At 40.2% G+C, this 25,386-nt stretch carries 24 protein-coding genes; 10 read left to right on the plus strand and 14 right to left on the minus strand.

Annotation, left to right across the window (positions count from 1 at the left end):
* The first annotated feature begins 45 nt into the window (after positions 1-45).
* From tig to clpX, 3 genes are all read left to right on the plus strand, one after another.
* Complete coding sequence (tig, locus tag OWEHO_RS14615; RefSeq protein ID WP_014203264.1) at positions 46-1,389, plus strand: trigger factor; 1,344 nt, start codon at positions 46-48, stop codon at positions 1,387-1,389.
* Positions 1,390-1,512: 123 nt separating this feature from the next.
* Positions 1,513-2,190, plus strand: a complete 678-nt coding sequence (gene clpP / locus OWEHO_RS14620; protein WP_014203265.1) for an ATP-dependent Clp endopeptidase proteolytic subunit ClpP — start codon at positions 1,513-1,515, stop codon at positions 2,188-2,190.
* An 85-nt stretch (positions 2,191-2,275) separates the two neighbouring features.
* Complete coding sequence (clpX, locus tag OWEHO_RS14625) at positions 2,276-3,517, plus strand: ATP-dependent Clp protease ATP-binding subunit ClpX (RefSeq protein ID WP_014203266.1); 1,242 nt, start codon at positions 2,276-2,278, stop codon at positions 3,515-3,517.
* Here the strand turns inward: clpX and OWEHO_RS14630 are convergent, their stop codons facing one another.
* From OWEHO_RS14630 to thyA, 4 genes are all read right to left on the minus strand, one after another.
* Positions 3,518-4,759 carry a hypothetical protein gene (locus tag OWEHO_RS14630; RefSeq protein WP_014203267.1) on the minus strand — a complete coding sequence of 414 codons (1,242 nt, stop codon included), beginning with the start codon at positions 4,757-4,759 and terminating at the stop codon, positions 3,518-3,520.
* 62 nt (positions 4,760-4,821) lie between these two features.
* Positions 4,822-5,307, minus strand: a complete 486-nt coding sequence (locus OWEHO_RS14635; protein WP_014203268.1) for a dihydrofolate reductase — start codon at positions 5,305-5,307, stop codon at positions 4,822-4,824.
* 92 nt (positions 5,308-5,399) lie between these two features.
* Positions 5,400-6,695 carry an energy transducer TonB gene (locus OWEHO_RS18035; RefSeq protein ID WP_014203269.1) on the minus strand — a complete coding sequence of 432 codons (1,296 nt, stop codon included), beginning with the start codon at positions 6,693-6,695 and terminating at the stop codon, positions 5,400-5,402.
* A gap of 39 nt (positions 6,696-6,734) precedes the next feature.
* Complete coding sequence (gene thyA / locus OWEHO_RS14645) at positions 6,735-7,640, minus strand: thymidylate synthase (protein WP_014203270.1); 906 nt, start codon at positions 7,638-7,640, stop codon at positions 6,735-6,737.
* A 141-nt stretch (positions 7,641-7,781) separates the two neighbouring features.
* Here thyA and OWEHO_RS14650 point away from each other — a divergent pair, with 141 nt between their 5' ends.
* Entirely contained in the window at positions 7,782-8,183 is a 402-nt protein-coding gene (locus OWEHO_RS14650) for a hypothetical protein (RefSeq protein WP_014203271.1), read from the plus strand.
* Between the two features lie 148 nt (positions 8,184-8,331).
* Here the strand turns inward: OWEHO_RS14650 and OWEHO_RS14655 are convergent, their stop codons facing one another.
* Genes OWEHO_RS14655 through OWEHO_RS14665 form a run of 3 tightly spaced genes read right to left on the minus strand, consistent with a single transcriptional unit; the run spans position 8,332 to position 10,698 of the window.
* A complete protein-coding gene (locus tag OWEHO_RS14655) occupies positions 8,332-8,961 on the minus strand; it encodes a bifunctional nuclease family protein (protein ID WP_014203272.1) in 630 nt (209 codons plus the stop codon).
* Positions 8,961-9,929 (minus strand): electron transfer flavoprotein subunit alpha/FixB family protein, encoded by a 969-nt coding sequence (locus tag OWEHO_RS14660; RefSeq protein WP_014203273.1) that lies wholly within the window; start codon positions 9,927-9,929, stop codon positions 8,961-8,963. Before OWEHO_RS14660 ends, OWEHO_RS14655 begins: the two co-directional genes overlap by 1 nt.
* A gap of 22 nt (positions 9,930-9,951) precedes the next feature.
* Positions 9,952-10,698 carry an electron transfer flavoprotein subunit beta/FixA family protein gene (locus tag OWEHO_RS14665; RefSeq protein WP_014203274.1) on the minus strand — a complete coding sequence of 249 codons (747 nt, stop codon included), beginning with the start codon at positions 10,696-10,698 and terminating at the stop codon, positions 9,952-9,954.
* A gap of 155 nt (positions 10,699-10,853) precedes the next feature.
* On the opposite strand from OWEHO_RS14665, the gene OWEHO_RS14670 reads away from it, so the two are divergent.
* The 4 genes from OWEHO_RS14670 to OWEHO_RS18040 all read left to right on the plus strand — a co-directional run bounded on the left by OWEHO_RS14670 (position 10,854) and on the right by OWEHO_RS18040 (position 15,944).
* Positions 10,854-11,837: a pyruvate dehydrogenase complex E1 component subunit beta gene (locus tag OWEHO_RS14670; protein ID WP_014203275.1), complete on the plus strand. Its 984-nt coding sequence runs from the start codon at positions 10,854-10,856 to the stop codon at positions 11,835-11,837.
* A gap of 301 nt (positions 11,838-12,138) precedes the next feature.
* A complete protein-coding gene (locus OWEHO_RS18520) occupies positions 12,139-12,312 on the plus strand; it encodes a hypothetical protein (RefSeq protein WP_014203276.1) in 174 nt (57 codons plus the stop codon).
* 243 nt (positions 12,313-12,555) lie between these two features.
* Complete coding sequence (locus OWEHO_RS14675) at positions 12,556-15,042, plus strand: sodium-translocating pyrophosphatase (RefSeq protein WP_014203277.1); 2,487 nt, start codon at positions 12,556-12,558, stop codon at positions 15,040-15,042.
* A gap of 131 nt (positions 15,043-15,173) precedes the next feature.
* The gene (locus OWEHO_RS18040; RefSeq protein ID WP_014203278.1) at positions 15,174-15,944 is read left to right on the plus strand and encodes a class I SAM-dependent methyltransferase; all 771 of its coding nucleotides are present in this window, start codon (positions 15,174-15,176) and stop codon (positions 15,942-15,944) included.
* Here OWEHO_RS18040 and OWEHO_RS14685 read toward each other — a convergent pair.
* The 4 genes from OWEHO_RS14685 to OWEHO_RS14700 form a co-directional block, all read right to left on the minus strand.
* Positions 15,912-17,207: an O-antigen ligase family protein gene (locus OWEHO_RS14685; RefSeq protein ID WP_041627657.1), complete on the minus strand. Its 1,296-nt coding sequence runs from the start codon at positions 17,205-17,207 to the stop codon at positions 15,912-15,914. The two genes, OWEHO_RS18040 and OWEHO_RS14685, sit on opposite strands and share 33 nt — an antisense overlap.
* A gap of 65 nt (positions 17,208-17,272) precedes the next feature.
* On the minus strand, positions 17,273-17,887 hold the full coding sequence (locus OWEHO_RS14690; protein ID WP_014203280.1) for a deoxynucleoside kinase: 615 nt from the start codon (positions 17,885-17,887) through the stop codon (positions 17,273-17,275).
* A 114-nt stretch (positions 17,888-18,001) separates the two neighbouring features.
* A complete protein-coding gene (locus OWEHO_RS14695) occupies positions 18,002-18,817 on the minus strand; it encodes a hypothetical protein (protein WP_014203281.1) in 816 nt (271 codons plus the stop codon).
* A complete protein-coding gene (locus OWEHO_RS14700; RefSeq protein WP_014203282.1) occupies positions 18,814-20,346 on the minus strand; it encodes a GH3 auxin-responsive promoter family protein in 1,533 nt (510 codons plus the stop codon). The genes OWEHO_RS14695 and OWEHO_RS14700 overlap by 4 nt, the downstream gene beginning before the upstream one ends.
* A 39-nt stretch (positions 20,347-20,385) precedes the next feature.
* Between OWEHO_RS14700 and OWEHO_RS14705 the strand changes: the two genes are divergently transcribed.
* Positions 20,386-21,183, plus strand: a complete 798-nt coding sequence (locus OWEHO_RS14705; RefSeq protein WP_014203283.1) for a DUF2797 domain-containing protein — start codon at positions 20,386-20,388, stop codon at positions 21,181-21,183.
* Here the strand turns inward: OWEHO_RS14705 and OWEHO_RS14710 are convergent.
* From OWEHO_RS14710 to sppA, 3 genes are read right to left on the minus strand one after another with little or no spacing between them, the layout of a single operon-like run.
* Positions 21,143-22,129, minus strand: coding sequence for a lysylphosphatidylglycerol synthase domain-containing protein (locus tag OWEHO_RS14710; RefSeq protein ID WP_014203284.1), 987 nt, complete (start codon positions 22,127-22,129; stop codon positions 21,143-21,145). The genes OWEHO_RS14705 and OWEHO_RS14710 overlap by 41 nt on opposite strands.
* 1 nt (position 22,130) lies before the next feature.
* Positions 22,131-22,820 carry a queuosine precursor transporter gene (locus OWEHO_RS14715; RefSeq protein WP_014203285.1) on the minus strand — a complete coding sequence of 230 codons (690 nt, stop codon included), beginning with the start codon at positions 22,818-22,820 and terminating at the stop codon, positions 22,131-22,133.
* Between the two features lie 9 nt (positions 22,821-22,829).
* Positions 22,830-24,596, minus strand: a complete 1,767-nt coding sequence (gene sppA / locus OWEHO_RS14720; protein ID WP_014203286.1) for a signal peptide peptidase SppA — start codon at positions 24,594-24,596, stop codon at positions 22,830-22,832.
* A gap of 75 nt (positions 24,597-24,671) precedes the next feature.
* Between sppA and folK the strand changes: the two genes are divergently transcribed.
* The gene (gene folK, locus OWEHO_RS14725; protein ID WP_014203287.1) at positions 24,672-25,178 is read left to right on the plus strand and encodes a 2-amino-4-hydroxy-6-hydroxymethyldihydropteridine diphosphokinase; all 507 of its coding nucleotides are present in this window, start codon (positions 24,672-24,674) and stop codon (positions 25,176-25,178) included.
* Positions 25,179-25,386: the final 208 nt, after the last annotated feature.

Here is a 25,386-nt window from a genome sequence, read left to right on the forward strand (position 1 = left end):
GTACCTTTGCGCTCCAATTTTTGAAAGGGAAATAAAAGGTATAAGATGAATGTAACTACCAATAAAACAGGAGACTTGAATGCAGTATTAACTGTAAATATCACTCCTGAAGATTACCAAGGGAAGGTAGAAAAAGTATTAAAAGACTACCGTAAGAATGCCAAAATTCCAGGTTTTAGACCAGGTATGGTGCCTACCGGACTTATCAAAAAACAATACGGAAAGGCTGTTCTTATTGATGAAGTGAACCACATTTTGCAACATGCAGTGACGGATCACTTGCGCGAAGAGAAGTTGGATATCTTGGGAAATCCACTTCCGGTTCCTAATGATAATATAGACTGGGAGACTCAAAGTGAGTTTTCATTTGATTTTGAAATAGGTCTTGCTCCTGAGTTTGAACTTTCAATTTCTGATAAAACCAAAGTTCCTTATTACAAAATTTCTGCCGACAAGAAAATGGTAGATCGCTATGTAGAGGATTACGCTAAGCGTTTTGGAAAAATGTCTTCTCCAGAAGCTGTAGAAGAAAACTGCATCATCAAAGGTGATTTGGTAGAAGTAGATAAAGATGGAAATGCTGTAGAAGATGGTATCACTGCTAACGCTTCTGTAGGTCTTGACAGCCTTGATGATAAGAAAACCATCAAAGCTCTTACTGGACTAAAAGTAGGTGATAAAGCTACTATTGATAGCAAGAAAGCTTTTAAAGAAGATTTCAACTTTGCCAATGTGATTGGTTCAACAAAAGAGGCGGTGGAAGCTTCAACAGGTTTGTTTGAAATCACTATTGCTGAAATCACTAAGATAGAGCCAGCTGAAATGAACCAAGAGCTTTTTGATAAGGTATTTGGTGAAGGCACAGTGAAAGATGAGAAAGAATTCAGAGCTCGCATTAAAGAAGATGCTGAAAAGATGTTCATTGGCGAAAGCGATCGCAAGTTTTACGAAGACGTAAAAGATGTGGTGCTTGATAAAACCAAATTTGAACTTCCAGACGAGTTTCTTAAAAAGTGGATGCAAACTTCTGGCGAAAAGCCGGTAACTGCTGAAGAAGTAGAGGTTCAATATCCACAAATGAAGGATAGTCTTAAGTGGCAACTTGTGGAAAGTAAGCTGGTAAAAGAAAAGGGAATTGAAGTTTCTCAGGAAGAATTAGTAAACTACACGAAGGAGTTGGTAATGCGCCAAATGGCTCAGTATGGTCAGCAGCCTGAAGAAAAAGACCTTGAAGATATTGCCAAGCGTGTGCTTGATAATCAGGAAGAATCTCAGCGTATTGCTGATCAGCTTTTTGGGGACAAGCTCCTTAAGTTCTACAAGGAAACTGTAAAAATTAATGAGAAAGAAGTAAGCTTTGATGAGTTTGTAAAAATGCTCAGCAAGTAATTTCTTTTAACTTTCGGCAGAATTAATTCTGCTGTTTTGTCATAATTTTAAAATGGCTCGAATCTTGTCGAGCCATTTTTTGTTTTATTTACACTCGTAAAAATTTATATAAATCAATAACATATGGATTTCGGAAAAGAATTTAAGAAATACGCCACTGGCCATCACGATATAAACTCAATGCATGTAGAGAATTATCTACAGGCGTCACTTACACCTTATATCATCGAAGAGCGTCAGCTCAACGTGGCACAGATGGACGTATTTTCTCGTTTGATGATGGATCGTATCATCTTTTTAGGGACAGGTATTAATGATCAAGTTGCCAATATCGTTCAAGCTCAGCTATTGTTTTTGGAGTCGGTAGATTCTAAAAAAGATATTCAGATTTATTTGAATAGCCCGGGTGGAGGAGTATATGCCGGTCTTGGTATATATGACACCATGCAGCTAGTAGGTCCTGATGTGGCTACAATTTGTACAGGTATGGCAGCTTCTATGGGAGCGGTTTTACTTTGTGCCGGAGCAGAAGGTAAACGTTCTGCCCTGAAGCATAGCCGTGTGATGATTCACCAGCCAATGGGTGGTGCACAAGGTCAGGCAAGTGATATGGAAATTAGCTTGAAGCAAATTCTTACCCTTAAGAAAGAATTGTATGAGATTATTTCTAAGCATTCAGGCAAGCCTTTTGAAACAGTAGAAAACGACTCAGACCGTGACTACTGGATGCGTGCCGAAGAAGCTAAAAAATACGGAATGATTGACGAAGTGCTTGAAAGCAAGCGTCCCGAAAAAGACTAAGTCTATACGCGCATAGTAATATGGAAATCCGTTTGTACGCTAAGTGCAAACGGATTTCGTATTTTTGCCATCCTTAATTTACTATATGAGTAAGAAAGAAAACTTGAGCTGCTCTTTTTGTGGAAGAGATAAAAAAGATACCAATGTATTAATCGCTGGTATTAATGGTCATATCTGTGATCACTGCATTCGCCAAGCTAATGGTATAGTGGTGGAAGAGATGGATGTGAAGGAGAAAAAAGAGCTTAGTAAATCACTGAAGCTGGTAAAGCCTCGTGAGATTAAAGAATTTTTGGATCAATATGTAATTGGCCAGGATGAAGCTAAAAAAGTACTCTCAGTAGCGGTATACAATCATTACAAAAGATTGACAAATACCAATACCATAGAAGGTGATGTGGAGATTGAAAAATCAAACATCATGATGGTAGGGGAAACTGGTACCGGAAAAACTCTTTTGGCAAAAACCATTGCACGCATGCTTAATGTGCCTTTCACTATTGTAGATGCCACTGTGCTTACAGAGGCTGGTTATGTGGGAGAAGATGTAGAAAGTATTTTGACACGTCTTTTGCAAGCTGCCAATTATGATCTAAAAGCTGCTGAGCGCGGAATTATCTTTATTGATGAGATTGATAAAATTAGCCGTAAGAGCGATAATCCTTCCATAACTCGTGATGTGAGTGGTGAAGGTGTACAGCAAGCTTTGCTTAAACTTTTGGAAGGAACTAAAGTAAACGTGCCACCACAAGGGGGACGTAAGCATCCTGATCAAAAATTTATTGAAGTTGACACGAGTAGCATCTTGTTTATTGCTGGTGGTGCATTTGATGGAATTGCTCGTCATATTGCCAAAAGGCTAAATACGCGTTCTGTAGGTTTTCATAATACAAAACAACGCGAGACAGTGAGTACTGCTAATATGCTTAAGTATATCGCACCTCAGGATTTGAAAACTTTTGGTCTTATCCCAGAATTGATTGGTCGTATTCCGGTGCTTACTCACTTAAACCCTCTTGAGAAAGAAACTTTGAAAGAGATTCTTACTAAGCCAAAAAATGCAATTATGAAGCAGTACGCTAAGTTGCTTGAGTTGGATAGTGTGGAATTGGACTTTAAAGAAGAGGCTTTAGATTATGTGGTAGATAAAGCCATGGAATATAAGCTTGGTGCTCGTGGATTGCGTTCTATTATTGAAACGATTCTTACCGATGCCATGTTTGATTTGCCTAGCCATGATGAAGAAATCACCTTGGTAGTAGATGAAGAATATGCTTCACAAAAAATGGAGAAAATGTCCTTGAAAGCTTTGAAAGCTGTAGGGTAGTTACTCTTTAAATATATTTAGCTTATTGGCCTTCAGGAAATCTATTTTTTCCTGGAGGCTTTTTTTGTTTCCGTTGTGCTTCAATGGTAAATTCGTTTTGCTCTTGCAGTTATTATATGTGTTTCCCTGCAGCAGACATTTTTCCCAATCCTTTATATTTTTGGATAAAGTAATAATCCTTTCGGTGCGTGCGGGCATGGGGGTAAATTGAAACCTTAGGATGACGGAGGTAAAAACAACAAGTAGAAAACCTTGCAGGTAGTAGCGATTAGTGATTTTGAGTAACATTAAGTAAACGCCAAAGACTAACGTCATAGTGACGGGGATGTAGCGCGAGGTAAGTGCATTGGCCATACCGATGTCTGCCCTTGAAATAATATTGGCAAGTATAAATAACAATGGGGGTACAATGAGTAAGCTAAAAATTGCGGATACACGCATGGGGTGAGCCCAAAGCGATCTCACATTCGATATTATTAAAAATGTAAAAACCGAAATACAGGCAAGTAGGATGTATGGCCAAAATATGGAACGTCCATTCAAGAGGAAGTTACAGCTAAGTAGAGTGCCGTATTCCAGGTAGTAAGAGATATCATTCGTTAATTCGGGTTTCATGGAGTGTACCTGTGATAGGCTTAAATAAAGCCATGCTATAATAGGTAAGGGTAAAAAGATAAAAAGCTTTTGATATTGCGCGGTTTTAATTAAAACCAAAGTCTGAATAGCTATAAAGCATACTGAAACAAAAAGAACGAAACCGCTGAAAATGCCAACGGCTGCAATAATTGAGAAGGCAAAAACTCGCAGAATATTAGGGCGTATATAATAACAAAGACCGAGCGCTAATGCAAAAAAGGGCATCAGCCCATGGATGTATGGGTTGAAGGTTACGGAAACTGCAGACTGGATAGTAATGAAAATACAAGGAATTAGAACATCCGTCCAATGCATTTTTTGGAAAATGAGAAATTTCAGCCGTAAGGCCATGAGCGCGCATACTACATAAATAGCGGCTTGCAGAAACATGTCCCACCGAGAATTCCAATCGCTTAGGTAGCTCGTAATAGAAAATAAAAGATAGGCAAAGCCCATGCGGTGAGGTCCATGCTGATAGGTAAAGCCTTCCCAAAAGGAGCTGGAATGAAAGAGCGGATCCAAACTGTACCATCGGTCATTATAAATAAGTACCGGGGCATTGACATCTATAAAACCAAATAGCTTGTAGCCAGTAATGAAAATCATTAATAAACAAGCTAAAATTTGGAGTTTGGTTATGTGTCTATATTTGGATATAGGTTTAGGTTCTATAACTTGGAGTATTGTATAAAGTCGAACGAATATTTATGCTTTTCATCTACTGGGTGATGAGTCCGACTAACTTCTTTCCATTGCTTTTCATCAAATGTTGGGAAAAAAGTATCACCATCAAATTCGCCATTTACCTCGGTAAGCTCCATAGTTTGAGCATATTTTAAGGCTTGTTTGTAAATCTCTCCTCCACCTATAATAAAAGGTTGGGAATCACCTTCAGCTTTTTGAATCCCTTCTTCGATGTTGTTTACCAAAATACAACCATCAGCTTTAAAGTCTTTTTGACGGGTAATTACAATATTGGTTCTGCCCGGTAATGGTTTGCCCATGCTTTGGTAGGTTTTTCTACCCATTATCACATGATGCCCTTTTGTCAAGTTCTTAAAATGCTTAAGGTCGTCAGGAAGGTGCCAAATAAGGTCGTTGTCTTTTCCGATCACACGGCCTTTGGCCATCGCAGCAATTATTGTAAGGTTCATCGTAGCAGTTTTAAATGTGGTTTTTAGCGAGTTGCAAAACTAAAATAGGAATTTATAAAAACACGTAGATTTAGTTTAAGACTATGTAATCACTATTGCAGTTTAGTGTTGATAGGAAGAGTGAAGCTCATTCGTACTGGTTCTCCTTTTTGCATGGCAGGTTTATCTACATCGGGAATTTCTGACACAACGCGAATTGACTCAAAATCCAATAGGGGGTGAACATTTCTAATCAGATCAATATTACCTATGCTGCCGTCCTTTTCAATAACAAAGTTTACATAGATACGTCCTTGAATGCCTTGCGTTCTAGCCTCGTCAGGGAACTGGAAATTGGAAGAAACGTGGGTTAAAATTTTCTGTTGAAAGCACTTCCTTGTTTCTTCCTTGCTGTTAGTGGAGTTTTCGCATCCAGCATAAATTGGAAAGCTGTTGTCCCTTTGTTTTTCTAGAACGATTCCAGTTTCAGAAACCCCTCTAATACTATCAATAGAGTAGGATTTTCCTTTGACTTGAATGGTGTCCAATTTGTCCATCCCTATGTGAGCTAAGTTTTTAAGGACATTTGAGGCTTCTTTCTTGGGTTTGCTGTTATAGTATTTGGCGCTAAACTCAAAAGTTTCATCAATATACATTCGTTTGGAGGAAAGGGTTCTTAAATACTTCAACCGTTTCTTTGCATATGAGCGATTGAAGGTATTGCCCATTTCTATTTCTATTACAAAATTTTCTGAATTCTGCAGAGTTGTACTGTCCGCCATTTGCAGTACCTTTCTATTGATGGCAGAAACAGCGCTATCAGTATAGGATTTGTTAAGGGGGAGACGAGTGGGGTCAACTCCAACTACTTTGCCATTTTGAAAGTAGAGGTTGTAGCGGGCATTGTCTTTTGGATATCGTTTTGAAATTTCCCAATCTGCTACATTCAGGACATACCTGAAACAGGCTTTTTTCCCTTTTTGGTTGAATGTGTTGCACTGAGAGACTAAAGGGAAGTAAATGGTGTTTTCAAAAGCTGTGTACTCATTAACATTCTTTGGTAGAGAAATTTTCCAACTCCAACTGTAAGTCTTGCCGTTGATGCTGGGTTTGAGCTTAGCGCTCAAAGCTCTAATCTGTTCTTTTGCCAATGTCAAGGTGATTGATGATGAGGTCACAAATTCATGACTAAATGTTACAACTCCAATATTATTTATTCTAAAAGACAGGTACAGGCTATCGGATACTATGTATCCCAACTTACTTTGAATTAGCTTGAAAGTTTGCTCTTCAAAATCCTGAAGTTTTTTATCGTTGCAATCCTGACTGTTGCAGTCAGTAAACTGAAGACCTTCTGCCTTGCTAAAAGCAAACGATAGTGTAAATAATAGTAAGAGGAGGTATTTCATCCCTTTGATTTTTAGTTGCTAACACGTTGAGGTGTCGGGTTACACAGCCACTACCGCTTTAATCGCTGGATATGGATCGTAATTCACCAATTCAAAATCTTCAATCTTAAAGTCAAAAATGCTTTTCACTTCGGGGTTGATTTTCATTTCAGGAAGTGCGCGTGGCTCACGACTGAGCTGTTCTTTTGTTTGCTCCATATGGTTAGAGTACAAATGCGCATCCCCAAAAGTGTGCACAAAGTCACCATACTCAAGGTCGCAAACCTGCGCTACCATCATGGTAAGCAAAGCGTATGAGGCAATATTAAAAGGCACACCCAAAAAGATGTCAGCGCTGCGCTGATACAACTGGCAGCTCAATTTTCCTTCGGCTACATAAAACTGAAAAAGGGTGTGGCACGGTGGTAACCCTGACTTTGCCATTACCGGAACGTCTTTAGGATTCCAGGCAGAAACTAAAAGCCTACGTGAGTTTGGGTTGTTTTTGATGTCTTCTATCAACTGAGAAATCTGGTCCACGCCTTCAAAGTTTCTCCATTGGCTGCCGTAAACCGGGCCAAGCTCGCCCCATTTTTTTGCAAAATCATCATCAGCTTTTACCTCTTCCACAAACTCCTTCATCTTGGCTTTCCACTCTGCGGAGTATTTGGGGTATTTTTCTTCCAGATTGTTTTGACGCAAGTAGCTTTGAAAAGGCCAGTCATTCCAAATATTTACTCCATTTTGAACCAAATACAGAATATTGGTTTCACCTTGCAAAAACCACAAAAGCTCATGAATAATAGACTTTAGGTGCACCTTTTTGGTAGTAACCAAAGGAAAGCCATCCTGAAGGTTGAAACGCATCTGATGACCAAAAACGGATTGGGTTCCTGTCCCTGTACGATCGCCTTTAAAAACGCCTTCGTCCAACACTCTCTGCATCAATTCGTGGTACTGCTTCATGGTAATTTTGCTTTGGTGGTAAAGATAATTTAAGCCTTCAAAAGATTGAAAGTTTCCGTTAGAAGCTTATCAAAAAACGATTAACAATTTCAGGTAAAATGAAAGCGCTACTTGTACCTTTGGCACTTCAAAATTGAGAAGATGAAAAAGAAAGGACAGCTGATTGCGGGGCTAGTAGTGTTATTTCCATTGGTTTTTTTCCTTACCATGGCAATGGGGAGTAATAATATGGCGATTACCGAAGACATGCTAGTCATCGAGGGGGCAGGAGGTTTGGATATTCCTTTGAATGAAATCTCAAAAACTGAGCTTATCGACTCACTCCCCGAAATGACCAATGCCGGAAGTTTTTCTTTGGGTTTGGTTAAAAAAGGGAACTTTCAGCGGGTGAATGATGCGGAAATAGTGCGTGTGATAAAAAATAATAGCACCACCTGGATTCATCTTTTTACAGATAGACAAGAGGTGTATTTTAATTTGTCAGCCGATAAGGATACCGAGAAGTTTTACAAAGAGCTTGAAACTGCTTTGATCAAAGAATGATTCAGCCCCACTGGGGTTGCTGATTGGTTGAGGTAATAATCTATTGACATGGAAAGCCTTGGGCTTTCTTTATCCTGGTAGAACGAGATGTTTTAATTCAGCAGGAATAAAGTCTGAAATCTACAATCTAGCATCTGAAGCCTGGATATTAATTCGCACTCCTGCGATCTATCTCATCACGGATTCGTGCTGCCAACTCATAATCTTCATTGTTCACAGCTTCGTCCATCATTTTGTGGAGCTGGTCCGAATTTTTGGATTTTAAATCAGAAGTGCTTTTTGGAGCAGGTGTGGTTTCAGCCGCTGCCTCTTCTGTTTGTATTGTAGATTTTGGTGCACTTGGAGCCTTGCCTGTCCCTTGGCCTTCTTTTAGAATAATTCCAGCTTTGTCCAATATATCTTTATAAGTGAAAACGGGGCAATCAAAACGTATGGCGAGAGCCACAGCGTCCGAGGTGCGGGCATCCAGCACTTGCTCTTGTCCATTATTTTCACAAACCAGGATGGAGAAAAATACTCCATCCTGCAATTTGTGAATTATAACTTCCTTGAGTTTTATTTGGAAAACGTCTGCAAAATTTTTGAAAAGGTCATGCGTCAGTGGACGTGGAGGGTTTACTCCTTTCTCGAGCGCAATTGCTATAGATTGTGCTTCAAAACCACCAATAATGATTGGTAAGCGTCTTTCACCATTTTCTTCGCCAAGTACCAGAGCATAAGCCCCAGACTGGGTTTGACTGTACGACAGACCTTTGATGTGCAAACGAACTCTATCCATTAATTCTCGGCCTTAAATTTTTTGATGGCCTCGGTAAGTTTTGGAACCACATCAAAAGCATCGCCTACAATACCGTAGTCCGCAGCTTTAAAGAATGGTGCCTCTGCATCATTATTAATAGCAACAATAGTTTTAGAGTTGCTCACACCTGCAAGGTGCTGAATGGCGCCAGAAATACCGATAGCTATATAAAGGTCGGGATTTATTGCGATACCAGTTTGACCTACGTGCTCGGTGTGTGGTCTCCAGCCCATATCACTTACTGGCTTAGAACAAGCGGTACCTGCGTCAAGTACTTCGGCAAGTTCTTCAATCATTCCCCAGTTTTCAGGACCTTTCATACCGCGGCCTCCAGATACTACTCTTTCAGCTTCTGGTAATGGAATTTTACCTTTTACGCGATCTACATCGGTAACGTTGCTCTGTGGAACATCACCAACAGATACGCTTCCTTCGCTCATTTCTGCGCTTCCTTCACCTTCGGTTACACCTACTGAGTTAGGGATAAAAACTACAATGCGATTAGCTACATCGGTGCTATAGCTTACCAACCCTTTACTGCTAAATACACTTCTTTTTACCGTAAGGGGAGAAGTAGAACTTGGCATGTCGATTACGTTGGTAATCAAACCAGCTTCAGTTTGAATAGCTAGTACTGGTGCAACAGCTTTACCGTTAAAGGTTCCGCTGATAATATAGGTGTCACCACCATTTTGGCTGGCTACGTCTTTTAGTGCAGCAGCTACCTTGTAGTTATTAAATTCTGTAAAGTCACCACCCTTAAGGTTGATCACTTTGCTAAGGCCATATTTTCCGATTACAGAAGCGTCATCGCTAATATCACCAAAGGTTACACCGATGGCTTCAGTGCCCATCATCTCTGCAGTTTTTGCAGCATACTGAGCAGCTTCAAAGGTGTTTTTCTTAAACTTTCCTTCCCAATTTTCGAGATATACTATTACTGACATGTGTCTTTAAAATTTTTGGTGATTATATAACCTTCGCTTCGTTGTGCAACAGGCTTACTAATTCTTCAACGTTATCGGCATCAATCATTTTTACCGCGCTTTTTGGAGCTGGCTTTTCAAATGATCCTACGCTTGTTTTGTGGTCAGCATCTACTGCTGGACGCACTGCCAATGGCTTAGTACGTGCGCTCATAATACCACGCATGTTTGGAATTTTAAGGTCTTTCTCCTCAACCAAACCTTTTTGTCCGCCAACTACTAATGGCAGGCTAGCGCTAATTTTTTCTTTACCACCATCAATCTCGCGGATAAGAGAAGCTTTCTCGCCTTCTACCTCAAGACCCATGCAGGCGTTGATAAATGGAATATTCAACATTGCGGCAAGCATACCGGGCACCTGGCCACCATTGTAATCGATAGATTCTCTACCGGCAATGATCAAGTCATAATTATTTTCTTTGGCTACAGCTGCAATTTGCTGCGCTACAAAATATCCGTCAGTTGGATCTGCATCAATGCGGATTGCATCATTGGCGCCAATGGCCAAAGCTTTACGCAAAGTAGGCTCGGTTTCGGCTCTTCCTACATTTAGCACGGTTACCGTAGCACCTTGCTTTTCTTGCAACCAGATGGCTCTGGTTAAACCAAACTCATCGTACGGATTGATTACAAATTGTACTCCCGCTTTGTCAAACTCCTTATTGTCGCTTGTGAAATTGATTTTGGAAGTAGTATCTGGTACGTGACTAATACAAACTAATACCTTCATATGATAGACATGAAATTGATTATAAATAAGAGGATGGCGAAAATAGCTAAAATGCCGCAGTGAAAAAAGCTACACGCTATTATATAAGGTTTACAATTATAGGGCGGGGTATGTTTATAAATTTCTAATTTAGCGACCGATTTTTAAAACGAGAGATGAGCAGAATAATTCAGTTTCGTGAAGCCGTGGCAGAAGCCATGAGCGAAGAGATGCGCAGAGACGAGAACGTATACTTGATGGGCGAAGAGGTAGCCGAATACAACGGTGCCTACAAAGCTTCAAAAGGTATGCTTGACGAATTTGGTCCTAAAAGAGTAATAGACACCCCAATTGCAGAGCTTGGTTTTGCAGGTATAAGCGTGGGTGCGGCTATGAATGGCCTTCGTCCCATAGTAGAATTTATGACCTTCAACTTTTCGTTGGTGGCTATTGATCAAATAATAAACAACGCTGCCAAAATGTACCAGATGTCTGGTGGGCAGCTTAATGTGCCAATCGTATTCCGTGGGCCTACGGCTTCTGCTGGTCAGCTAGGAGCTACACACTCACAAGCTTTGGAGAGCTGGTATGCCAACACTCCAGGTCTTAAGGTTGTGGTGCCTTCCAATCCTTATGATATGAAGGGGCTTTTGAAATCCGCTATCCGTGATAATGATCCGGTATTGGTGATGGAGAGCGAGCAGATGTATGGCGACAAAGGCGAAGTACCTGAAGAAGAATACTTGGTAGAAATTGGTAAAGCCAATGTGGTGCGCGAAGGAAAAGATGTAACCATCGTTTCTTTTGGTAAGATTTTGAAGGAAGTTTACAAAGCTGCTGATAAATTAGCCGAAGATGGTGTAGAAGCAGAAGTTATTGATCTTCGTTCTGTACGTCCTATTGACTACGCTACCGTGTTGGAATCTGTAAAGAAAACCAACCGTATGGTGTTTGTAGAAGAGGCCTGGCCTCTGGGTTCTATCGCTACAGAAGTAACTTATGTAGTGCAGCGTGAAGCTTTTGATTACCTAGATGCCCCAGTACGTAGAATTACCACTGCTGACACCCCAATGGCTTATGCACCTACTTTGGTAGAAGCATTTTTGCCACAGGTAGACCAAATCATAGAAGCCGTAAATGGTGTGATGTACAAGAAGTAGAAATACTTTTTTATAAATATTGAAAAGCCCTCTTGGTTTAAACTGAGAGGGCTTTTTGTTTTTTGCAAAACATGGACGTTTCCAGCTATTTAGACACACACACAAAATCCGTTTATGCAGGTAAGTTATTTGCACAATGATGTGAAGGTTTAGGGGATTAATATCACCACCTTTGGACAAGACATAGATCTGCCTACATCTAAAGGATCATCAAGAAATTTTAATCTAGGTAGGCACATGGTAGTCCGATTATGTCACCTTCCATGTATTATGGGAGCTAATCTTACATTAAACAGTTATTATGGAAAATAGATACAGAGAGGGAGAGGTGGTTCACTCAAAAGCGAACCCAGAGCAGAAACTGATTGTAAGACGCTACGTTGATAGAATATACTATTGTAAAATTCAGGACGATTTGGATCACAAGGATGTAGTTTATTTTGAGCGAGAACTGGAAACTGATACGATAGCTTAAATCTAATTCATTGAGTTTTTTGAAGTGTGGTTCAGAAAATTTATGTGCTCTATGATATTTAATTGCTTACTTCTAAACGCTCCCGATTTATAAATCCTGAGGGCAGAAATTTGTAGGGCTGAATTTCGAGCTAACTACACTACTATCAAATTTTCTTTTACATTTGAAAGCCTCCTGAAACTCCGGGAGGCTTTCTAATTCATAACCTAGGGTGATTTTCCCTACCTAAATTAACATACAAATATGAACGACTGGTTACTTTATCTGATCCCGGCTTTAGGGGTTGTTGGAATCATTGTAATGCTTATTAAATCTGCCTGGGTATCTAAGCAAGATGCGGGAGATGCTAATATGAAAGAGTTGGCCGGCTATATTGCCGATGGAGCTATGTCTTTCCTTAAAGCAGAATGGAAGGTGATGAGCTATTTTGTAATTATTGCCGCTATTCTTTTGGGCTATTCCGGAACTTTGGTAGAGCACTCAAGTCCTGTTATCGCTATATCATTTGTTATTGGAGCTGTTCTTTCTGCTTTGGCAGGATATATAGGTATGCGTATCGCTACAAAATCTAACGTAAGAACCACCCAGGCTGCACGTACCAGTTTGGTACAAGCCCTCAAAGTTTCATTTACCGGAGGTTCGGTAATGGGCCTTGGTGTTGCCGGTCTTGCAGTAATTGGTATGGGGAGTCTGTTCATCGTATTCTATAATATGTTTGTGCCTGAAGGAGCATTGATGACGGGTCACGAAATGAAAACAGCCATTGAGGTATTGGCAGGGTTTTCATTAGGAGCTGAGTCTATTGCGCTTTTTGCCCGTGTGGGTGGTGGTATTTATACCAAAGCCGCTGACGTGGGTGCCGACCTTGTAGGTAAAGTAGAAGCTGGTATTCCTGAAGATGACATTCGTAATCCTGCAACTATTGCTGATAATGTGGGTGATAACGTAGGTGATGTGGCTGGTATGGGCGCTGACCTTTTCGGTTCTTATGTAGCTACTATTTTGGCAACAATGGTTTTGGGTCAGGAAATTTCATCAGCTGACAATTTTAATGGAATGGCACCAATCCTTTTACCAATGGTAATTGCAGGGATGGGACTTATCTTTTCTGTGATATCCATGTTGTTTGTTCGTATTAGCAATGAAAATAGCTCAGTACAAAATGCGCTAAATATTGGTAACTGGTCATCTATCATCATGGTGGTGATTGCTTCTTATCCACTTTGTCTTTGGATGCTTCCGGAAAGTCTTTCATTGAGAGGGTATGATTTCTCGAATCTTGATGTTTTCTGGGCTATTCTGGTAGGTTCCATAGTTGGTGCGTTGATGAGTTGGATTACCGAGTTTTATACCTCTATGGGTAAAAAACCAGTGAATAGTATTATTCAACAATCTTCTACAGGTCATGCTACCAACATTATCGGTGGTTTAGCCATGGGTATGCAGTCTACTGTAATTCCAATTTTGATTTTGGCTGCCGGTATTATTTCATCTTATTCTTTTGCAGGATTATACGGAGTGGCAATTGCCGCAGCTGGTATGATGGCTACTACCGCTATGCAGCTGGCTATTGATGCATTTGGCCCAATTGCGGATAATGCAGGGGGTATTGCTGAGATGAGTGGTTTGCCAGAAGAAGTTCGTGGACGTACAGATAACTTAGATGCTGTAGGAAATACTACCGCTGCTACTGGAAAAGGTTTTGCCATTGCTTCTGCTGCACTTACGGCCTTGGCACTTTTTGCCGCTTTTGTGGGTATTGCAGGTATCGAAGCAATCGATATTTATAAGGCGCCAGTTTTGGCAATGTTATTTGTGGGAGGGATGATTCCTTTCATCTTTTCGTCATTGGCAATTTCGGCTGTAGGCCGTGCGGCCATGGCTATGGTGCATGAAGTAAGACGTCAGTTTAAGGAGATTCCCGGCATTATGGAATACAAGGCTAAGCCTGAGTACGAAAAATGTGTTGAAATTTCTACCAAAGCATCTATTCGTGAAATGATGCTACCTGGTGCCATAGCTTTGATTACGCCAGTTCTTGTTGGTTTTGGTTTTAAAGATGTATTCCCAGAAACTTCTTCAGCAGAAATGCTTGGTGGATTGCTTGCCGGAGTTACCGTTAGTGGTGTGCTTATGGGGATTTTCCAGAATAATGCTGGTGGTGCCTGGGATAATGCCAAGAAATCATTTGAGCAGGGGGTAGAGATTGACGGTAAAATGGAATATAAAGGTTCTGAAGCACACAAAGCTTCTGTAACTGGAGATACTGTGGGTGATCCTTTCAAGGATACTTCCGGTCCTTCTATGAACATACTTATCAAATTGATGAGTATAGTTTCGTTGGTAATCGCACCTCATTTGAATACAGGAGAGGCTAGTCACAATATGAATGGTCATGCAATGTCGGGTGATGTTCAAGGATCTATAATGATAGTTCTTCAAGACGGAAGAGTTGGTTCGGCCACAGTTTCAGAAATTGAATATGCATCATTAGAGGGCGATCGTATTTATGAGTTAAAGTTTGAAATGCAAACTCTAGGATCTCCAGATCAAAAGGATATGACTGGTTTTGAGTCAGCTCAGGTTTTTGTTCCAGGTGCGGCTAGCTATTTGAATGGCTTCATTACGGGTAGCGCTTTGGTGCGAAGTGAAGCTGGTGAAATTCCAGCTATTATTGAAGTAACAGTGACCCATGATAAAGTGGTGAGTGGTCGAATTCATCTTCGATAAAAGAAAAGGATTAACGTTATTAAAAAGACCTTCCATTAAGGAGGGTCTTTGCATTTTGTAATAAGGCTGCAGAGAGTATTACACTATCTTTGACAGCTTATTAAGAGAGGAAAATGGGGTATAAAACTTCGATGAAAAACTGGGAAGGCTTGGCGCAAAATGATGCTTTGTGGTCTATCCTTACCGATAAAAAACTAAGAGGTGAAAAGTGGGATAAGTCTCAATTTTTTAACTCGGGGAAACAAGAGGTAGAAAACATTTTAGCTTACCTAAAGGAGCAGCAAGTTCAGCCCGTAGACTTTGAATTAGTAATGGACTTTGGCTGTGGTGCTGGTCGTATTTCACGCGCACTTTCTCAGCATTTTAATAAAGTGGTAGGAGTGGATGCCAGTCCTACTATGATTACCTTGGCAGAAAAAGAAAACGAAGAATTTGCCGATAAGGTTAGTTTTAAGCTTAATCAAGTTGAAGATTTAGGGCAATTTCCTGACAACAGCTTTTCAATGACCTTTACTGTAATTACGCTTCAGCACATACCTTCAGCGCAGTCGGTTGGTTTTATTACCGAATTTATACGATTGATAAAACCAGGAGGATTGGCCGTGTTTCAAATCCCTACTAAAGATGTTAGGAAATTTAGTTTAATGCAGCGCATCCGTACTTTCTTGAGAATAAGAGAGCGCCTTGCTTTAATTGGTATTGGAAAAGGTTTTAATATGGATATGCACCCTGTAAGTGAAGGTGCGATAAATCAATTAGTAAAGAAAGCCGGTGGAGAAATTAAGCTAGCTGTGAATACTAATCAAACTGAGCCAGATTATAATGGTGATGTGAAATTTCTGAAAGACGATGAAGCTGCATCCGGATATCTAAGCAGGCTTTTTGTAGTCACTAAGAGCTGATGGCCTAAAGGAGTTATTGGCATTTGCGATAAGCATAGCAAAAAAGTAGGCAAAGAAAAGTGTGCCGGCTTGCCTTTCAAGCATCGATTCTGTAATAAAACTTGTTCCCAGAATGAAGAGCATAGCGTACCCCAAAAACGAATACTTTCCCATTTTTATAAAAGGCCAGAGAAAGGCCATTACTAAGAAGGTGAGGCCAAGTATTCCCAAAGCTGCCCAATGTTGTAAGTAGGTGTTGTGGTAATTGTAATTTGTTTCTCCTAAAGTATAAGGTCTATTGCCGCGCCAAAACTTGGCTGTTTCCAGCTTTAAATATTCATTTAGTTCATTGTCTGCTGAGCCAAGACCTACGCCCTGTAAAGGATTTTGTTCAATCACTTTCATCGCGTCACGCCATATAAATACTCGGTGGTTGGTTTGATAATCATCGCTTTTGCCTTCATAAACCATCCATTCCCTGTAAGTTTCAATTATTCTTTTTTGAGAACCGGGTATGATTAAAGCCAAACCAACAATACCCCCGAGCGCAATCATTTGGTAAATTAGGAGTTTTTTCCAGCTCTTTTTGTTGCCAAAATACCAAGTGATAAATATGATAGATATTAATAAGAATGTTACAATTTGCATACGTGCCGCACCTACATATATAGCGGCTGCTAAAGCAGAAAGTGAGAGAAAGAATATTACTTTTTTGCCAAAAGCTTTGGGTCTTGCTTTAAGATAGTAATAGAGTAGGATTATAAAAGCGAAACTACAATACATGGTAAAGTAGTGCACGGCAATAAGGTGGTAGGCTACAAAGTTTTGATGATAAAGATAGTTTTGTGAGGGATCTAAAGCTTGGCGGTAAAGCCCGATAGAAAAGAGAACCAAACAGCTCAATGCTGTAGAAAAGGCAAAGGTGAGGAGCCAATGTTTGTAGTGCTTTTGTCCAAATTTGGCAGAGGTACCTAATGCAAGAGGCAGTAATAAAGTAGGCATTTTTAATACCATCAGGCGCCCCCACGTGTCTTTGTCTTCAGTGTAAAAATAGCTCAATGCCCCCAGTAGGTAAAGTCCTGAAACAAACCAAAGCGGAACATTTTTCTTAAAACAGAGCAATGCCTGTTTAGGCCTGAATGAAATCAGCCAACCCAACAAAATGCCAATAATACCAATGGTGGGAGATAGTGCTCTGAACTGAAAAGGCAGTACTGCAGCAAAGTATATCATGCTGAAATACATTATTTTCTCTCCTACAAGGTATCTGGTGTGTGGCTTCAAGTACTGGTATTAGAAATCTAAAACGATGAAATAGCACTCATTGGTACGACTGCTTCGGACTAATTTTAGAAAAGTCCGTTTAGCTCAGCATCTATGCGATTTATAATTTCTCCCAGATGCTCAGGGTTATGAGCGAATTTGTTTTCATCTACATTTATAACAAGTAGCTTTCCTTTGTCATAACTGCTAATCCAAGCTTCGTAGCGCTCGTTTAGCCTATTCAAATAATCCAAACGAATATTGTTTTCATAATCGCGGCCACGCTGCTGAATTTGCCCCACCAAGGTAGGTACGGATGCACGTAAGTAAATTAACAAATCGGGTGCTTTTACAAACGATTCCATAAGGTGAAAAAGCGAGAGGTAATTTTCATAATCACGGCTAGGCATAAGGCCCATAGCATGCAGGTTGGGGGCAAAGATGTGCGCATCCTCGTAAATGGTTCTATCCTGCACCACGTTTTTGCCCGAGTCATGAATCTCTTTTACCTGCTTCAATCTAGAATTGAGGAAGAATATCTGCAAGTTGAAAGACCAGCGCTGCATTTCGCGGTAAAAATCATCCAAGTAAGGGTTGTTGTCAACCTCTTCAAACTCAGGTTCCCAATGGTAATGTTTTGCTAATAATTCTGTAAGAGTGGTTTTTCCTGAACCTATATTGCCGGATACTGCGATGTGCATGAATCTTCTGAAATTATAATTGTGAATAGAAGGCTAAAATGACGTGTGTGCAAATTTTGCCTAACGCACAAATCTACCATTTTACATTAATAAGAGAAGCCCAAAATCGTGATATTACTGCTTTGAGATGCTTGCCGGAAGCTGATATACACCAATGCCTTCTTTGTTGCTGGTATAAAGTCGCTTACCCGCCACTCGTACATTTTTTAAATCCTTATCCTTTAAGTCAATAGCATCAACTTGAGAAGTAGTTAGACTGTATAAAAATACCTTCCCCCCCTGCACATAGTAAAGCTCCTTTCCTTGCACGCAAAAGGATTCCACATTTTTTATGGGAATGGTTTTTTGAAGAGAGCCCAGTGCGTCAAAAAGTAAAATACCCTTTTCGGGAATGTTTAAATACACTTTGTTGATGGTACTAATCATGCTATGAGGCATATTCTCTGCCCCAATAATCTGTGTGATGTTCAGGCTACTATTCACCACCTTTTTTGACTGTAGGTTAAAAAGGTACATTTTGTCGGTGCCTTGGTCGTAAAACCACACATTGTCCTGATCGGCAAAAGAAATAAAGAGTACATCCAGAAAACCGTAATCGTTAAAATTGATAGCGGTGCTGGCGTTTAATCTATTGTCAACCACTACCACTTCATTCCAGTCTTTGTAAAAAATATAAGGATTCAAGGCGTTCATTACGTCAACCTGATTGATGGTGCCTTTTAAAGGATTGCTGTAGGAGTACAATTGCTTGTAAGTGGGGTCATACTTTCGCAATTCAGCATTATTTACCACGTATAAATTTTGAAACTGATCTACATAAAAATTGTCTAGTTTGCTAAGCTTATAACTGGCAATTGGGACATTAACTTCACTTTGCGCAAAGCAGGTGACTGTGGAAAATAAGATAGCTAAAAGTGTGGATCGAATCATCCTACTTCTTGTAAAGAGTTCATGGCTAATAACTCTTCCAAGTGAGTTCTATTGTTGCTCAAGCGCGGTACCTTGTGCTGTCCACCAAGTTTTCCTTTTGACTTTAACCAATCATAAAACAGGTTTTCGCGAGCAATGTGGAGTACCGGTGGACGCAAAGCCATGTCTTTATGACGCTTCGCTTCATAGTCACTATTTAGTTCTTTTAGTTTGGCGTCAAGTACCGTGTTGAACGTGTTTGAACAACTTGGTGTTTGAGTAAACTCAATGAGCCATTCGTGCGCTCCATTGCTATTATTACTCATATATACCGGAGCAGCCGTGTACTCCCTCACTTGCGCATTGGTAGCCATGCAAGCTGCATGTAAGGCAGATTCAGAATTTTCTACAATTAGCTCTTCACCAAAGGCATTGATAAAATGCTTGGTGCGACCCGAAACTTGTATGCGGTAGGGCAATGTGGAAGTGAATCTAACCGTGTCACCTAAAATGTAGCGCCAAAGCCCGGCATTGGTGGAAATTACTATTGCGTAGTTCTTCCCGATTTCTACCTCACTTAGCGGAATAGTTTCAGAGTCTTCTCCACAAAATTTATCCATCGGGATGAATTCATAGAAAATACCAAAGTCGAGCATTAGTAAAAGCTCTTCGCTATTTGCTTGATCCTGAATGCCAAAAAATCCTTCTGAGGCATTGTAGGTTTCTACAAAACTGAAATTTTGTTGAGGTATAATTTCTTCAAACTGTTTGCGATATGGGTTGAAGTTTACCCCACCATGCATATACATTTCAAGGTTTGGCCACACTTCATGCAAATTGGTAGCACCTGTTTTTTCTAAAACCTTTCTTGCCAAAATAAGCATCCACGAAGGTACACCCACAAGACTGCTCACATCCTCCTGAATAGTGGTATTTGCGATGGCTTCAATCTTGCTTTCCCACTCATTCATCAAGCTAATCTTGTTGTTAGGAGTGGTTCGCATTTCTACCCAAAAGGGTAAGTTTTCTATTATGATAGCTGATACGTCACCGTAAAAACTTTGATTTTTATGGTCATTGATAAATGAGCTGCCACCGAGGCGAAGGCTCATCCCTGAAAATATTTTGGTCTCCGGGTTGTTGTTGCAATAAATGCTCAACAAATCCTTGCCACCTTTAAAGTGGCAATCCTCAATGGCTTCCTGACTTACAGGTATAAATTTACTCTTGGCATCGGTGGTTCCACTGGATTTTGCAAACCAGCGAATTTCGCTTGGCCAGGTGATGTTTTGCTCACCCGCACGCATCCTGTCTACCTCCGGTTGTAAGGTTTCATAAAAGTGAAGGGGAACACGGGATTTAAATTCTTCGTAAGAAGTAATGCTTTCAAAATCGTATTTCTTGCCCCATTCTGTACCTTTGGCAGTATCCAAAAGCGTGAATAAAACCTCCTGCTGTACCTCATTGGGGTACTTCATGAAAAGCTCGATCTGATGAAATCTTTTCTTCATCCGCCAGCTAATAAAGGAGTTGACTAAATCGATTTTCATGTTTGGTGTTAATTAGTTTGAGACTACAATTTTAGCAAAATGCAATTAAATACAACACTTTCCAAAATGCCCGCTTACATTAATGGGCAGGTTCATTATCTATTAAAGACAGACAATGACTTTCTGAAAATAAATGACTGCATAGGTCGTGAATTTTCTATTGAGTTTGTTGGTGAAAAATATTGTGCGTCTTGTGGTAATCAATTTACGGATTTGTATCGAATGGGATTTTGTAAAAACTGCTTTTTTACGAGCCCTATGGCAGGTGAAAGTATTATTCGCCCTGAGCTTAGCCGTGCCCACTTAGATGAAGAAGATAGGGATTTAGCTTTTGAAAAAGGCTATCAGCTTCAGGAGCATGTGGTCTACCTGGCTAATAGTGGAGGTTTAAAAGTAGGAGTTACGCGCCAGCAGCAAGTGCCCACTCGATGGATTGACCAGGGTGCAGCACAAGCCATTATTCTTGCCAAAACCAGTAATCGCTATGAAGCGGGGATGATTGAGGTAGACATGAAAAATCATGTAGCTGATAAAACCGCTTGGCAGCGAATGTTGAAAAATGAAGATGCTGAGGTGAATTTGCTGGAAGAAAAGGAAAGATTGGCCGGATTGCTGAGTGCCGATTTACAGCATTTTGTGTGTGATGATAATGAGATTCATTCGATGGATTATCCAGTAGAGCACTATCCCACGAAAGTGAAAGCGATAAACTTGGATAAAAATGCGGAGGTGAAAGCTGTACTTCAGGGTATACGCGGGCAGTACTTAATATTTGAAGGTGGGGGAGTTCTTAATCTTAGAGGCCATACCGGTTACCGCGTGAAAATCTCATTTTAATAGAATGAAGAAGATTTGTCTTTAAAATAATACCTGTTCCAAATAGGGCAGGTAAGGCAATATTGAAAATCCAAATAATGAAGGAGGCGTTAATAAGCTCAGCTTCGCTGGCTAAAGAGCTGTCAAAAATATAGATGGCTAATGCTCCTTTTATAATAAAGTCTGCCGCTGCAAAAGTTGGAATCAAAGCTGTGATGAAATAAAAAACTATTACGGATAGGAATAATTCTATGCCCAGAATTTCCGGATTCCACATGGCTAGTAGGCCAATAAACTGCAAATTATAGCTCAGGTATTTTCCAATAGAAAGAAAAAGTAAGGTGATTTTTTCGCTGAGAATCGGTCGGTTATTCAATATGTATTTTGAAATATCCCATTTGCCTGCATTTCGCTCATTGAGCCATTTTTGAATTTTTAAAATGGAAAGATAGATGGTGATGAGCACTACAGAGATTAGTAGTATCCCCAGTAGAGCGTAGGTTAAAGTGATTTTTGATTCGTAATAAGCGAGTAGAAGTAATGCACTTCCGCCAAGGAGAAATTTGGTGATAAACCGTGGGAAGTGCGACCAGAATGTGAGGAAAACTGTTTTTTGCCTATCACCTTTTTGATTGAGCATTACATACCTTCCGGCTAATTCGCCACTATTGGCAGGTGTGATAAAAGCCAGGGCGTAGCAAATGAAGTTGGTTTTGAAGGCCCGCTTCAGGCTAATGGTTTCCACAAAGTTGTTGACCACTTGCCAAATGATAGCATCAAACAGAAGGTTGGCGACCCACAGGGCAAAAAATACTGAAAGATAAATGTAGGGGTCATGCCAGGTATAGGTGAAAACACCGTGGTATTCGGTGCTTTGCAACTTTGAAAATATGAAATAGACGGCTATTCCAATCAATACCAATTTCAGCAATAATTCCAAAGTGCTTTTTAGCCAGGCCTTGTTCATATTAAAAGTTGAGTTCTTCACCGGGTTCTAGCTCAAAGTATTTTCTAAAACCTATTACTATAGGATAGATTAGTGCTGTATCAGCTAACGCAAAAAGTATTTTAAAAAGCCACCCATCAGCTATAAGCCCAGTAATAAATGAAACTTCGACTACGCCCAGAAATATAATACCCACTACTAAGGTGGTGTCCACCAATTGAGAAATCACCGTAGAGAAATTGTTTCTAAGCCAAAGGTGCTTGCCTTTGGTCACTCTTTTCCAAAAGTGAAAAATGCGAATGTCTAAAAACTGAGCAGCCAGATAAGCTACCATGCTGGCCATTATTATTTTCCATGAGTTTTGAAAAACTGAGGAATAATCTTGCTCTGAAACAGGGCTGCTTTCTATAGCCGGAAAACTGTGTCCAACATATAGAATTCCCAAAACTAAAAGTGTAGAAAAGAAACCGGCAAGCACAACTTGGTTGGTGCGCTTACGTCCATATATCTCCGAAAGGATATCTGTAATGAGAAAGGTGATAGGGTAAGGCAAAACGCCTGCTGAAACTTGAAATACATGAAAGCCCATGTCTACTTCTACAAACTTATTGGCAATAAGGTTGCAAGTAACCAAAGAGGCTATAAACAAAGCAGCAAGCACGAGGTAAATAAACCCGGCTTGCTGCTGCTTTTTATTTTGAAGTGACTTCAAAGAAATAGATTAGTCTATTGTGAGGTCGTAACCAAGGTGGGTTTGATAACCCTGCATAGTTTTGGCATTTTCAGCCATGTCTATATAATTGGCGTAAGGTCCTAGTTTTTCTTTTATAAGCTTGGCCTCAAAATCTCCATTAATTTGCTTCATCAAACGTACAAATGGATCTTCCAGTTCTGGGTATTCTACTACGCGATATTCACTACCTTCAATGTTGGCCATGTTTTTCGCTATTTGAATAGCGTCTTCAAGGCCACCCAAAACATCCACCAGACCAAGCTCAAGTGCATCACGCCCAGAGTATACATGTCCACCGCCAATGCTGTCCACATATTCTTCGGTAAAACCACGACCTTCAGCTACGCGTTTTTTAAAGGTGCCATATACTTGGTCAACTTGTCTGATTAGCATGCGCATTTCAGAAGCTGTAAGCGTGCGGTCAATTGTTCCTAAGTCTGAATATTTGTTGGTTTTTACATTTTCAATATTCACCCCAAGGGTGTTGTGCATCAACTCCTCAGCAGTAAAGAAAAGACCAAAGGCACCAATACTACCAGTAACTGTGGTTGGTTGGGCAACAATAGTGTCAGCAAAGCAAGAAATGTAATAACCACCGCTGGCAGCCACGCTACCCATAGAAGCTACTACAGGTTTTTCTTTGCGTGCAAGGTCTACTTCTCTCCAAATAACTTCAGAAGCCAAGGCGCTACCACCAGGGCTATTTACGCGAAGTACTATGGCTTTTACTTTGTCATTTTTACGGGCCTTACGTATAGCTTCAGCAATTCTTTCAGAACCAATTTGGTACTCACTTCCTTTACCGCTCACAATGTCTCCTTGGGCAATTACCACAGCAATTTTATTGTCGTTGTACCCGCCTTTTCCAAGCTTAGCATCAGATGCATAAGTGTGAACAGAAACAAAGTCAATGTCTTTAATGTCATCTTTTCCAGTGGCCGGAAGCATCAGGTTTAACACTTCATCTTCATAAAGCGGGGCATCAATAAGGCCATTTTTAGCAGCGGTAATTGGGCTGGTAATAGCCATGCTGTCCGCCAGCGTATTAAGGGTATTGGCGTCAAGGTTTCTTGATTTGCTAATTTCAGCAAGGTAGTCGCCCCATACAGAGCTGATTAAATCTGAAAGTTGTTTTTCGTTTTCAGGGCTCATATCCTGACGAAGGAAAGGCTCCACAGCGCTTTTGTATTTATTGCCTGTAGCGCGAAGTACAACTGGTTTTACTCCAATTTTGTCCAGAGCATCCTTATAATAAGTTACAGAGGCGTTAAGACCATTCCACTCAAAAAATCCTTCAGGGTTCATAAAGATAGAATCAGCTTCTGAAGTTAAGAAAAGACCTTTTTGGGTCATTATTTCTGAATAGCTGTAAACAAACTTTCCACTTTCACGAAAGGTGCGAAGGGCATTTCTGATTTCCTCTAAAGTAGCATTTCCAGTCATTGGTATGCCTCCTTTAAGATAAACACCAACAATGTTGTCATCATTGGCTGCAGTTTTTAAAGAAGCTAAGATGTCATTCAGCCCTAGTGGAAAAGATGGCTCTTGGCTCAATGGGTTAAAAGCTCCAAAAGGATTGTCATCGGCTCGTTCGTAGATTACATTATTAAGGTTAATGGTAAGAACGGATCCTTTTTCAATCACTACTTCTTTATTTGCCAATGAGGCAAAAGAAGCAAGAATGATAAAGCCGATAAAAAGCAAGATGGCTCCACCTAAAATGGTAGCCAATAACATTTTTAGAAAAGTCTTCATGTATCAGGTGGTCTATGATTAGTTTTGACGCAATTATTCGCAATATTATTAAACAATCCCCATTATCCGCATATTTTGAAAGGCAAAGATTATAAGGCTTGTTTGCTTTTAGGAGGAAACATGAACGATGTTCAATCCACTTTTGTTCAGGTTTTGGCACAAATGGAAGAGTTCTCAGATGTGCTAAAAGCATCTGGACTTTATAAAACAAAAGCCTGGGGGATGGAAGAGGGTACACCAGATTTTATCAATCAAGCCGTGATTGTGGGTACTCCACTGAAACCTGAAGCATTGTTAAGCAAGCTTCAACAAATAGAACTGGACTTTGGAAGGGTTAGGAAAAATGGGGACGACTATGAGTCTAGGACCATTGATATTGACATTATCTTTTTTGAGGATTATATAATAAGGAGTGAAATTTTAACAATTCCTCACCCTAGAATGCAAGAGAGGAACTTTGTGTTAGTGCCTTTGGTAGAAATTGCTGAAAATTGGAAGCATCCAGTTTTAGGCAAATCGGTGAAGCAAATCTTAGAGGAAAGCATCGATTCTCTGGAGGTAATAGCTGTGGATGAATCGTAAAGCTTAAGATCAACAATGCGGAAGCTGAGTGGGGTGAGAAGTGTTAACCCATGTTTTTGTTAGAAAATATCACAAGAATTTCAGTGAAAATTTGGCTAAAAGATGCTGATTTTGACTAGTTAAAAGTAGAATTGCACTATAGTTTAAAGCGCTATCTTCTGTTTTTAAAACAGCTGTATGTAGCTATGGTAGGGCTTTATATGGTGGA

Origin of the sequence: Owenweeksia hongkongensis DSM 17368 (assembly GCF_000236705.1) — a bacterium.
In the GTDB taxonomy this organism is placed as follows: domain Bacteria; phylum Bacteroidota; class Bacteroidia; order Flavobacteriales; family Schleiferiaceae; genus Owenweeksia; species Owenweeksia hongkongensis.